The following is a 12827-nucleotide window of genomic DNA, read 5'->3' on the forward strand; positions in this document are numbered from 1 at the left end:
CTGATTTGTCTAAAATCCTATGATGTATATAAACCAGCCTTTTCAAGATGACTGGTAAAATTTATTTTTTCCCTAGATCCTTTGCATCTGGACGGTTCAAAAGTCTTTTATTTAATCTTATTAGGCATAGAGAACACAGGCGTACACTACCAGACTTTACTCATATTTAGAACAAACCCAGGTAATACCGATTCACCGCTAACAGTCGCACGATTTTCCAGACATTCCTTTGGTACACCAGGACGATAAATATAGACTCGGCGATGTTTGCAATCAATTAGCAAACCTAGCTGTACTCCTGACTCCCTCATATATTCTTCCATTTTTTCCTTCAACGGTTGGAGGTTATCAGAAGGCGACCTCAGTTCAACTACAAAATCTGGACAGATGGGGGCAAATCTTTGCTGTTGTTCTAAGGAGAGAGCATTCCACCATTCCAGTTTAATCCAGAAAACATCAGGCGATCTATCTGCACCTGTTGATAGCTTAAATCCTGTGCTGGAGTCAAAACAAACACCTGTCCCGTCTTTTTCTGCCCAAACATATAATTGACCAGCGATGCTGAAGTTACGATTACCTGTCTCTGAACCAGTGGGAGGCATAATTGATATTTCTCCAAATTGATTCCGCTCAATGCGTAATTCACGATTAATCTGACAAAAGTCAAAAAACTGCTCGTCTATCATTTGCATTGAGGGAGGAATTTGCACAACTAAAGGGGATGAAAACATGATGATTTCCTCTAGATTTTGCTGTCTACCCGACTGGCTTGTATTTCTTATTTTTACGCAAATCATTCTTTTAGTGAGACGGTAATATTTGTTTTTGCCACAATTTTCTGGAAAGCAGGTGTATTTTGTGGTAGATACCTCCAGCTTAAGTTTAGCAGTCAATGAAAATTAAAATAGTAATTTTACTGGGGATATTAAACACTTGTGTAAGTTACGATACAGTATAAATAATGAGTAAATATTGACATCTTTTCTTGGTCTTAAACGGGATGGACACTGATGACATCTGAAAGCGATCGCCAAAAAGAACTTGAATAGCGAGAACACTTATTACGAGAACGAGAAATTGAATTGCGACTCCGGGAAATGGAAAGTAACATCCATGCTACCGATATAGCTTTTCATCAAACTGTGAAGCATCAACCAGAAAATTCCCAAAAACCTTGGGTGAAAAAAGTAATTCTGGGTGGAAAACTTTTTGTTCTTGGTGTGATAGCGCTGGTTGCAGTGAAAATAGCCTCAGTACTGGCTGGGTTTATTATTGTTGCTGCACTGGGGTGGATGTCTTACAAATTATTTTTGGAATCTAAAAAAACCAATCTTTAGTTAAGGTGTAATTATGATCAGCGACCGGGTAGCAACTGACAGATTTATCCAAGATTTAGAGCGCGTTGCTCAAGTGCGAACGGAGATTTCTGTATGTTTGAGTAATTTAGCGCAAACAATTAATCAAGCTGAGTTGGTTGGAGACTCTTTATCAGGAAAACTCAGTTTAGAGCGAGATATTGAAGATATTAAAATAGCTAGTAAAAACCTCCGCCAAGGTGTATTTCGTCTTTTAGTATTGGGCGATATGAAGCGCGGAAAAAGTACCTTTCTCAATGCCTTAATTGGGGAAAACTTATTGCCGAGCGATGTTAATCCTTGTACCGCAGTGTTAACAGTTCTACGCTATGGGCCAGAAAAGAAAGTTACCATTCATTTTAATGATGGAAAAGGCCCACAACAGCTAGACTTTCAGAACTTTAAATATAAATATACCATTGATCCGGCTGAAGCTAAAAAACTAGAGCAGGAGAAAAAACAAGCATTTCCCGATGTTGATTATGCAGTAGTTGAGTATCCCTTAACGCTACTAGAAAAGGGAATTGAAATTGTTGATAGTCCAGGATTGAATGATACAGAAGCGCGAAATGAATTATCTTTGGGTTATGTAAATAATTGCCATGCAATTTTGTTTGTGATGAGAGCTTCTCAACCTTGTACCTTGGGTGAGCGTCGCTACCTAGAAAATTACATCAAAGGTCGAGGATTGACAGTTTTATTCTTAATTAATGCTTGGGATCAGGTGCGGGAATCATTGATTGATCCTGATGATGTCGAAGAATTACAAGCATCTGAGGATAGATTGCGGCAAGTATTTAATGCGAATTTAGCAGAATATTGTACTGTAGAAGGTCAGAATATTTATGACGAACGCGTGTTTGAGCTTTCGTCAATTCAAGCACTCAGACGACGGTTAAAAAATCCCCAAGCTGATTTACAGGGGACTGGCTTTCCGAAGTTTATGGAAGCGCTTAATACTTTTCTTACCAGAGAACGTGCGATCGCAGAACTTCGTCAAGTCAGAACCTTAGCAAGAGTTGCCTGCAATCATACCCGCGAAGCAGTTGCAAGACGCATACCATTACTTGACCAAGATGTAAATGAATTAAAAAAACGGATTGATTCAGTAGAACCAGAGTTTAACAAACTCACAGGTATTCGAGATGAATTCCAAAAAGAAATTATCAATACTAGAGACACTCAAGCAAGAACAATTTCCGAATCTTTTCGCAGCTACGTTTTAAACTTAGGTAATACCTTTGAAACCGATTTCTTACGCTATCAGCCGGAATTAAATTTGTTTGATTTCCTCAGTAGTGGTAAACGGGAAACATTTAACACCGCATTGCAAAAAGCTTTTGAGCAATATATTACTGACAAATCTGCTGCTTGGACATTAACTGCTGAAAAAGATATCAATGCAGCTTTTAAAGAACTTTCTCACAGTGCTGCACAATATGGCGCGTCTTATAATCAAATCACAGACCAAATCACAGAAAAGCTCACTGGACAAAACGTCAAAGTAAATACGACTACCACTGCTGAAGAAGATAACTCCCCCGGATGGGCAAAATGGGCAATGGGATTGTTATCCTTGTCTAGAGGAAATCTTGCTGGCGTGGCGCTAGCTGGCGCTGGATTTGATTGGAAAAATATCTTATTAAACTACTTCACTGTAATTGGTATTGGTGGGATAATTACAGCAGTGACAGGTATTTTTCTTGGCCCCATCGGGTTTGCGCTGCTAGGTTTAGGAGTTGGATTTTTGCAAGCAGATCAAGCGCGTAAAGAGTTAGTTAAAACGGCGAAGAAAGAGTTAGTTAAACATCTACCACAAGTGGCGCATGAGCAATCTCAGGTTGTATATAATGCCGTTAAAGAATGTTTTGACTCTTATGAAAGAGAAGTGAGTAAACGGATTAACGATGATATTGTGTCTCGTAAATCTGAATTAGATAATCTAGTCAAGCAGAAACAAACCCGCGAAATAAATCGTGAAAGTGAGTTCAACCGTTTAAAAAACTTACAGGAAAATGTAATAGCTCATTTGCAAAAAATTGAGGCAGCGTATAGCAATCTATTAGCGTATTATAGCTAATACATCTCGTTACTCTTGTTCCCAGTTAGAAACTGGGAACAAGGAAGATAAAGGAACTATGCAACAACAGTATGAATGTTATAAGGATTTAGCAGATTCTCTCAAATCTGCATCTGCATTATTGAATTTAGAACGCAAATCGCAACTGCATCAAGATATAACTACCATTTCCAATCATCTAGTTAATCCTAGCTTTCGGATTGCGGTGTTTGGCCCCTTTAATCATGGTAAATCTACTTTACTCAATGCCATGCTAGGGAATCGCACTTTACCAATTGATTTAATTCCCACTACAGGCACGGCGATTACTGTCAGGTATGGTTCTGATGTGCGGACTCGCATCATGTTGCTAGATGGGAGAGAAATCTATCGCAGTGGTACAGAAGTTTTACAACAATTTGCAATTCTTGATGGCAATAGGCAGATGCGAAAAGATGTAGCATCTGTGGAAGTTTTTTGTCCCCATCCCTTTTTGGAAACGGGTGTAGAATTTCTCGATTTACCAGGAACTAATGATAGAGATGAACAAGATAATTTAATTCGAGAACAACTATTAAGTGCAGATTTAGTCATCCAATTATTAGATGCACGTAAGTTAATGACTTTAGGTGAGCGAGAAAACTTAAGAGACTGGCTATTAGATCGCGGTATTAAAACAGTTATATTTGTTGCTAATTTTATTAACTTACTCGAACCAGACGAGCAAAAACAAGTTCAAAATCGCTTACGGTTCGTTGCAGAAAGCTTTCGAGCCGAATTCCCTCCAGATTTTAGTAATTTATATCGCGTTGATGCTTTACCTGCTTTAAGAGCCAGATTAAAAGGCGATGTTGCTGCTGCCAATAGTAGTGGGTTAGCGGCTTTTGAAACAGCTTTGCAAAACATTGTGGGGATTTTGCAACCAAATCGTGGTAATGTGCGTTTGCCAAGAGTGCAAGCGATCGCTTCTCAAATCCAACTTTTGTTAAAATCTAAAATTGACCCGATTGCTATTGAAATAAAATCTTTTAACGATAAAGAATATAATAAAATTGAAATTAAACGCAAAGCTGTCGAATTAATTTCTAAAGGTTTTACTACTAGTGTAGGAGAGTTACGCGATTGGTTAGCATTACCCAAGCTACTCATAAAATATCAAGCTGATGCAGCAGTTGCATTAGCTGAAAATAACTTTAAAACTTGGCAAACAAATACTCTGAAAAAAGACCTGAGTCAGTTACAATTAGTTTTAGTCAAATGGCTTAATCAAGCTTACGAATTTTTCCAAAAAGAACGACCACAAGATTTAATAATTCCCTTTCCGAGCGAACCACAAGTAATATTACCCTCAAAGCCAAGCAATACTGATGATTTGAGTGAAACTGGTTCCATCGCTGTTGGTGGTGGTATTGGTTGGTTGTTAGGCGGCCCAGTTGGTGCTGCTGTCGTTGGGAGTATTTCTTATTTGCTAAACAAGAATATCCAAAAACAAGACGATCAATTAGCAAAAGAATCTTATCATCAGGAAGTTGCTAAACTTTGTATAATAGCAATTGAAGATTATTTATCTGGCTTCAGTAGTCGAGGATTATCTCTTTTGGCTGAATATGAACAGAAAGCCGAAAAAGTAATTTGTTTTGAAGTTAGTCAAGAACCGCTAGAAATTACTGAAAAACGTGAAAGGTTGCAGCAATTACAAAACGGTTTTAATCAGTTGCTACGAGAGCTAGAAAAAGTCAAAATATCCTCAAATTATCAACCTTATAAAGATATACCTAAATCTAGCAACACTCATAGAAAAAATTCGCCACAGCCAGAGAGAGTTCAAACTTCTTCTAAAAAAGATACTAGTGTTAACCAACAGCAAAATACTGTTAAGAATACTCAGACAAGGGTAAAATCTGTTTCTCCACCACCGCCAAAAGCTTCTCCCTATCTACGGGAAGAAGACTTAGAGGCAAAATTTCGTGATTGGGAAATCAGTGAGGAAATAGCGCGAATGAAAGCAGAGATGCGCTCGCCTGGTTCTCAAACTGGTAAACAGCAAAATGCAACTCAAAGCAACAAAGCACCCAATCAACCAAAAACCCAGACGGAAAAAGATAAGATTACTCGTGCCTACAGCATTTTAGGATTGCAAGCAAATGCTTCTTTGGCTGAGATAAAGCAGGCTTATCGAACTTTAGTAAAAAAATGGCATCCAGATTTGTTTATTAATCAGCCGCAACTGCTAAAACAAGCACGAGAGAAAATGCACTTAGTTAATGAAGCTTACACAATTTTAAGTGATAAATGAACAATAAGAACCCTGATTTATTGAAAGCGACGGGAAACGCCATCCCGCAAGTGGTGTGGAGAGGGATAGTCGCCCCGTCGCTTGGGGCATTGGGCACTTGTACTGAGTTCAGCCCGAGCAAAGCCGAGGGGCGTAGTCGTAAAGCCTGCGGCATAGCTACGCTTAGGGCGCAACCTAAGAAGAGAAGTATTGGGCACTTGTAACTTCTTCCCCATGCCCAAAACTCCATCCCCTTGTGGGTGGAGTTTTTCATCAAAGAAGTCGGGGTTTTTTAGATTTCATCAGTTGAATAAAAAACCTCTCCCTGGTTTTACTACGCAAAACCTTTCCCTCTCCGACTCAGAGACGGAAAGACTTGAACTTTTGTTCAAAACAGGGAGAGGTTCATCGAACTCACGTTAAATATAGAATTAGGAAACTGTTAGGTGAGATTTATGCAACTGCTATCTTTGAGGAATGGGTTTTTGGCGTTAAGCTTGAGTATGATCGCTTCAGCAGGTGGGTTAATTACAGGCTGTACCAATACTGCTTCTCAAAACCAAAGCCAAGCGCCGGAGGTAACTGCTACCAATGCTAATGACAAGCAGATGATGAACCACGGTAGTGATATGAATCACAGCATGGCAATGGATTTAGGCCCAGCCGATGCTAATTTAGATTTACGATTTATCGACGCTATGATACCGCACCATCAAGGGGCTGTGCAAATGGCAAAAGAAGCGCAGCAGAAATCAAAACGTCCTGAGATCAAAAAGCTAGCAGACAATATCATCAAATCGCAAAACCAAGAAATCACTCAGATGAAGCAGTGGCGAAAAGCTTGGTATCCCAAAGCGGGAGATAAACCAATGGCTTATGACAGTCAAATGGGGCACATGATGGAAATGTCGTCTGATCAAATGAAAACTATGATGATGAGTCAGGATTTAGGTGCAGCCGATGCTGAATTTGATCTGCGCTTTATCAATGCGATGATTCCTCACCACGAAGGGGCCGTAATAATGGCTAAAGATGTCTTGAGTAAGTCTAAGCGCCCTGAAATCAAGCAATTAGCCCAACAAATTATCAAGGCACAAAATACAGAGATTAAAGAAATGCAACAGTGGCGAAAAAGCTGGTATAACAAGTGAGTCTAATTCAGGAGACAGAAGGCAAAAGGCAGCTATGTTGGAGAAACCGCCTTTACTCATGTGCGACGAGTGACTGTAGACGTTTTATACCGAGTGATGGTATTCAAGGTAAAGGAAAAAGAGGAAACTACAATACGCGGTATATAAAACTTAACTCCAATTCCTCTGCTTAACTTTTCGTTCTATACTTAGAAATTTTTACAATCACAGCTTAAACTTTTACTTAAATAAACGAAAAATTAGTAATATTTATTACTAGAATTTTACTTATTTAAGTGTTAACACTCAAATAACCCAATAACTTATTTTTATTCAAAAACAATAGTAAAAATACTGATAATAATAAATTTTGCTCAACAAAAATCCTATTATTGTTAATAATAATTTTCCAAAAATTTGCTAAAAATACTGATTTATTTTATAAAAATAGAAATTATATTTGTTTATAAAGACAGGGATATAAATCAAGAGCTAAAACTTTATTTCATACCGAAATTTACTTATATAATATTAGCTCGATTAAATAAATTCCCTTTTTTTGATAAATGTCCTGGTGGCTAGAGTTGATGAGCCATTGATAAACTAGCTAATGACATCCAATTTTTACTAGTAAATAGATGCACTACTAAACAGTATTTAATTTATTTAAATACTACTCTATTAATGTGAAAAAATTAAAAGCTTTTAATTTTTAAACAAGTGGCATTTTTAAGACAAATACTGAATTTGGAGCAATAAAAAATGGTTACTACAACTGTTAGAGACGTAATTAAAAACTCATATCTTAAACAAGATATATTGCCTCAGAATTCTTCAGTTACTATAGTTATTCCATGTCTTAACGAAGAAGGAAATTTAGAACGACTCCTGCTTAATATAGAAGAAACTTTTGAGGATATGGGCTTTAGTTTGCCAGTATTAGTGGTTGATGATGGCAGTACAGATAATAGCTATCAAATCCTCAAGCAAATGAGTGAAAAATGCGATTATTTAAGAATCATTCGCCATCCCTACAGGCTTGGTGTAACTGAAGTATGGAAGACGGCATTAGAATATGTCAAAACTGATTGGATCTTTTGGGGACAAGCAGACTTAGAGTCAGATCCTCGGACTGACTTACCATTACTATTAAAAGCTTGTGTACCAGGGGTAGATGCAGTAGCAGGTTGGCGGCAAAAACGAGGTGATGGGAAGATTCTTGCTTCAAAATTAGCCAATACCACTTGTCGTTTACTCTTCGGTTTAAAAATCCATGATATGAACTGGATTAAACTAGTCCGTCGTGATTTATTATCGACTCTGCCAGTTGAAACAATTACCCATCGCTACTTATTGGCAGTATTAGCAGCACAGAAATATAACGTTATAGAAGTTCCTACACCTTGGCATCCTCGGCACTCTGGAATAAGCAAATTTGGCAAGAAGCGTCTTCTGACTTCAGCTATTGATTTTGTCAAGTTATGGTGGTGGTTTCAAACTCAAGGTCGTCTAATTAATCGACGCCAAGAGAAAAGAATTAATTCAGTCATAAACTATGTTGGTGTTGTTCAACAGGAAATAGTCTAGTAAATTCAAATAGCCAGAAATAAACCCAGAGAGAATTAGTCATATTCTCCTGGGTTTCATTTTTATCCTAATGTAGTAATTTTTTCACATCTATGAATATTGAAGGTAAACACATTCTTGTTATCACTTCTGTATATCCTATGACTGCTGACGACAATCATGGTGCTTTTATACGTGAAGCAATTTTACGTTTGCAAGCAACAGGGGCTAAGTTTACAGTATTTGCTCCTGCCTACGAAGGTTCTAAAACCCACGTATTAGATGGAGTAAAAGTATATCGCTTTCGCTACTGCCCAAAAAATTTTGAAAATTTGACAAGAGATGGTGCTCCTACCAAGTTGCAAAGACAGCCTCTTTATTTGATAGCTGCTGCTTTTTATATATTGTTTGGTATGTTGCAATTGTTTTGGGTATGCTGCAAGGAAAAGCCAAATTTACTCCAGATTCATTGGCCCTTTCCTCACGGGTTAATTGCTTTACCTGCAAATGTATTATTGGGTATTCCGATGGTATTTAGTTTCCACGGAGCCGAACTTATGTTAGCTAATAAGTTCAGTTTCGTGACACATATCCTCCATTGGTTACTCCCTCTGGCTAAAGGTGTGACAGCCAATTCTTCTTTTACTAGTGGGTTAATTTGTAAAATTTATGACGGGCCTGTTACCGTTATCCCTTACGGTATGACTATAAAGCCAAAGCCACCTAAAAAACCTTTGCCAGAGGAAGTATCTAAGCTTCTATTTGTTGGTAGGTTAGATGAACGTAAAGGTTTGCGATATTTATTGGCGGCTCTACCTTTAGTCTTAGCGAAATATCCTGTACGCTTACGTATTGTGGGCAAGGGAATTCTTGAAGATGAGATTAAATCACAGTGTGATGCAATAGGTCTAAATGATGTAGTAGATTTCCTTGGCTTTGTCAGTAAAGAAGAATTAGCTGATGAATACGCTGGGTGTGACATATTTGTACTACCAGCAATTGTAGATAGCAAGGGCGATACCGAAGGCTTAGGAATAGTAATGATAGAAGCTTTAGCCCATCAAAAGCCAGTAATTGCCAGTGCTGTAGGAGGAATTGTCGATGTAATCCATTCTGGAACTACAGGATTATTAGTACCAGAAAAAGACCCAGAAGCTTTAGCACAAGCAATCTTGACTTTGTTATTGAATCCCACTAAAGCCCAAAAAATGGGTCAACAAGGTTTAGCAGATATACAAGTTCGTTTTAACTGGCATCACATTACGCCTATGTGGCAGCAAGTATTGGCAAACGCATTGAATAACACTGTACCCGAAAAAGCTACCGAAACTATTGCTTAGTAAAATTTGCGATTAATTGTAATTTTATAAGGAATGTTAGTTTGTTATCCATTCAGGGAAATATTCATATAGCCTTTACACGATTAATTGCGATTTTTATAAGGAATGTTAGTTTGTTATCCATTCAGGGAACTATCCATATAGCTTTTACAAAAATACTTAAGTAAATCCAGACTTGAATAACGTTTCCGTATACCATGATACAACAACGTATTCTTTTAACTCGCGGGATTCTTACTACTTGCGTAGTAGCTCCTTTAGGTTTAATGGGGATTTTAAGCTTTACTGTACTTTTCCCTGCTCTCAAAGATCCAGAATCAAGATTTTACTCTTCAGGTTTTGGTTATCCAGCTTTACAACGTATGGCTGGTAAACCTATCCAAGTAGAAACTGCGTTAGTAGAGTCAAAAAGTTTAGAGGATAATCTAGCTGCTCCTGGTGAATCTGTTGGTATGGAGGAGGTGAATGTTCGTTCTTTAGTATCGGGGCCTGTAGAAAAACTTTTCGTTGAGGAGGGGCAATGGGTGCGCCGAGGCCAACCTCTGCTCCAGTTACAAAAAGCTCCCTTTGTAAATGGAGTGAATACGGCTCGCAATAACCTCGCTATTGCAGAAAAGAACCTCACAACCGTGGAAAACTCAGTATCAGAAAAGTTATCAGACTTGAAAGAGGATGTTAAGTCTGCTCAAGACAGGTTTTATTCAGCTAAAACTAGACTAAGAACAATTGACAAACTTGCAGAGCAAGAATTAAACAACAATATCCAGGCTGCTCAGGTAAGGGTAGGGACTGCTGAAGAGAAACTGAGACAAATTAAAGTTTTAGCAGATCAAGGAGCAATATCCAAGTTTCAACTCTATGATATGCAAGATATCTATGCAACGCGCAAAAGAGAACTAGCAGCTGCTCAACAGGGAATTATTAGTACCCAAAGCCAGCAATTTACCAACCAAGATTTCTACATTGCTCGCCAAAACGACTTCATTTCTTCTCACCAAGCTCTGTTATTAGCCCAGCAGACACTAGATAAAGATGTAAAAAATGCTCGCCTGACAGTTGACAATAGGAGAATAGAACTACAAGAGGCTCTGAGAAATTTAAGTAGAACAGTTATATATGCCAGCACCGATGGTTTAGTGAGTTCGGTAAACATAAATGCTGGTGAAATAGCGGATGCACGGGGCCGTGACTCGTTAATAACTTTAACTCAGAATGTTGTATTTAAGGCTTACATTGATCAAGCTAGGCTTAACGCTGTGAAAGTTGGTAATAAAGCTATAGTCCGGTTGGTGGCATACCCTGGACGTACTTTTGAAGGAACAGTTATTCAGCTAAATCCGACTGTACAAACTAATACCGATAAACCCAGTAAAGTGGGTATTGACCGACAATTTACCTATTCTGTTTGGGTTGCTGTTGATAAGTTGCAAATGCCTCCGGGTTTGCAAGGTTATGTTCAGTTTACTGAGCAAAGTAGAACAGCTTTAATGATTCCAGAAAGTTCTGTTACTCATTTGTCTGGTGGTGAAGGTATGGTGATGGTTGCCGAAGCAGGCAAAGCTGTTGTAAAAAAAGTCAAATTAGGAAGAACATTTGATAATCAACGCGAAGTACTAGAAGGCTTAAAACCTGGAGAACAGGTAGTACCTTCTCCTAGAGCTTTAAATCCAGGCGATCGCCTAAACACGAAATCTGCATCATTGCCAATCGCAGAGAGAAATTAACAGATGAATCAAAGTTATTGGAGTTACAGATTTTTTGTCTTTACTAGTTGGTTTAATCGAGAAAGAATTACTCTGCTAATTGGCTCTATTTTACTATTACTAGGAGCTATCTATCCTTGGTATCGGTTACCTCCAGAAACCCTAGAAGCATTCGGGACAAATCTATTTTGGGCAAATGCTGTGAGAGTGCCATTAGCTTTGTGTGCGATCGCTGGTTTTACTTACACTTTTGTATTTCATGTTCGACAAGCTCCACGCTTATTTTTTTGGGGTGTATTAATACCAATATTATTGTTTCCCTATTTCATTACAACTTGGTCGCCTGCTGTATCTTTCGTTGCAGCAGAATACTATAACCAGGGAGAAAAAGTATCATCTCATGTAGATAAAAATTTCTCAGAAGTTCAAGCTCAATGGAAACAGAATATAGTTTTAGATAATCCAGATGATCCTACTTCTAGTTTTGGCATAAAAATTGAGGATAGCCGATTTTTTCAATTTCCATCATGGGATAAAGTTATCCTTGAAGGATTTGGTTATAAAAATAGTTTTTTTGCTTTTATTGGACAAGGTTGGAGCTTCAGCCTAATTGGAATACTGATTTGCCTAATGAGCCTTTATCTAGCATGTGAACAGCAGGGAATCAATTCTCTAACTAAAGACATGAAAATCTTAGTGCCTGTGAACTTACTATTATTTACTGCTATTTTAGGCTCTCATATTTATTTTAATATTGTTAATTATCAATTAAATGTGCAGTTTGCCAAAGGTGAATATTCTCAAGTAGTAAACACCAGCCAACTTTTAACAAGATTGTATCCACCTTTGCAGGGAGATGAAGAATTTTTAGAGCGTCTGGCCAGAGCAGAGTTATATACAGATGTTGCTGAAATAGGATTAATTAATTTCATTCAGGGTCTAGAAAATTATCAAAATAGTAATTTTTTAGAAGCAGAAAACTATTTTCAAAAATCTTTAGATACTCAGCCTAACCGCTTTTTAGTAAGAGGGTATTTGGTTGCAGCCATTTTAAATAGAGGTGTTAATTATTTTAACGAAGCTAATACTAGAAATGCTGGCACAGCAGCAGATATTTTTGAACAATCATTTAACATATTTCCAGGTCATGTTGAGGCTTTATATGACCTGATGTTAGCCAGGGTTGTGAATGGAGAATTTCAGAAATCGGCTGAAGTTGCTAAACAAATCATAGATGGACAGAAGTATTTTCAAGAACCAGGGATTGGTTTAATGGGACAAGCCTATGTCCATCTGACTTGGAATGAATATAACAAAGGCAATATTAGTAAAACCTGGGAAAGATACCGTCAGTCGGTTGACACTAAGGCTTGGGATGAATCAGGATTAGAGGAATAAT

The 12827-nt window shown here is 37.9% G+C and carries 10 protein-coding genes; 8 read left to right on the forward strand and 2 right to left on the reverse strand.

The features are described from left to right. Nucleotides 1-146: 146 nt before the first annotated feature. Nucleotides 147-731, reverse strand: coding sequence for a Uma2 family endonuclease (locus V7L20_RS12690; protein WP_334744419.1), 585 nt, complete (start codon nt 729-731; stop codon nt 147-149). A gap of 366 nt (nt 732-1097) precedes the next feature. On the opposite strand from V7L20_RS12690, the gene V7L20_RS12695 reads away from it, so the two are divergent. Genes V7L20_RS12695 through V7L20_RS12705 form a run of 3 tightly spaced genes read left to right on the forward strand, consistent with a single transcriptional unit; the run spans nt 1098 to nt 5710 of the window. Beyond that, nucleotides 1098-1337: a hypothetical protein gene (locus V7L20_RS12695; protein WP_334744420.1), complete on the forward strand. Its 240-nt coding sequence runs from the start codon at nt 1098-1100 to the stop codon at nt 1335-1337. A 13-nt stretch (nt 1338-1350) separates the two neighbouring features. Beyond that, nucleotides 1351-3435, forward strand: coding sequence for a dynamin family protein (locus V7L20_RS12700; RefSeq protein ID WP_442943535.1), 2085 nt, complete (start codon nt 1351-1353; stop codon nt 3433-3435). Nucleotides 3436-3493: 58 nt separating this feature from the next. Next, nucleotides 3494-5710 (forward strand): dynamin family protein, encoded by a 2217-nt coding sequence (locus tag V7L20_RS12705; protein ID WP_334744421.1) that lies wholly within the window; start codon nt 3494-3496, stop codon nt 5708-5710. Nucleotides 5711-5727: 17 nt separating this feature from the next. Here V7L20_RS12705 and V7L20_RS12710 read toward each other — a convergent pair whose 3' ends face one another. After that, nucleotides 5728-5925, reverse strand: coding sequence for a hypothetical protein (locus V7L20_RS12710; protein WP_334744422.1), 198 nt, complete (start codon nt 5923-5925; stop codon nt 5728-5730). 219 nt (nt 5926-6144) lie between these two features. Between V7L20_RS12710 and V7L20_RS12715 the strand changes: the two genes are divergently transcribed. The 5 genes from V7L20_RS12715 (at nt 6145) to V7L20_RS12735 (ending at nt 12826) form a co-directional block, all read left to right on the forward strand. Next, entirely contained in the window at nt 6145-6840 is a 696-nt protein-coding gene (locus V7L20_RS12715) for a DUF305 domain-containing protein (RefSeq protein ID WP_334744423.1), read from the forward strand. 741 nt (nt 6841-7581) lie between these two features. Further along, nucleotides 7582-8406 (forward strand): glycosyltransferase family 2 protein, encoded by an 825-nt coding sequence (locus V7L20_RS12720; RefSeq protein ID WP_334744424.1) that lies wholly within the window; start codon nt 7582-7584, stop codon nt 8404-8406. 92 nt (nt 8407-8498) lie between these two features. Further along, complete coding sequence (locus V7L20_RS12725) at nt 8499-9725, forward strand: glycosyltransferase (protein WP_334744425.1); 1227 nt, start codon at nt 8499-8501, stop codon at nt 9723-9725. A gap of 197 nt (nt 9726-9922) precedes the next feature. Beyond that, entirely contained in the window at nt 9923-11449 is a 1527-nt protein-coding gene (locus V7L20_RS12730; RefSeq protein ID WP_334744426.1) for an efflux RND transporter periplasmic adaptor subunit, read from the forward strand. Between the two features lie 186 nt (nt 11450-11635). Continuing rightward, nucleotides 11636-12826: a tetratricopeptide repeat protein gene (locus tag V7L20_RS12735; RefSeq protein ID WP_334744427.1), complete on the forward strand. Its 1191-nt coding sequence runs from the start codon at nt 11636-11638 to the stop codon at nt 12824-12826. Nucleotide 12827: the final 1 nt, after the last annotated feature.

The organism is Nostoc sp. (assembly GCF_036916735.1).
Classification (GTDB): Bacteria; Cyanobacteriota; Cyanobacteriia; order Cyanobacteriales; family Nostocaceae; genus Nostoc.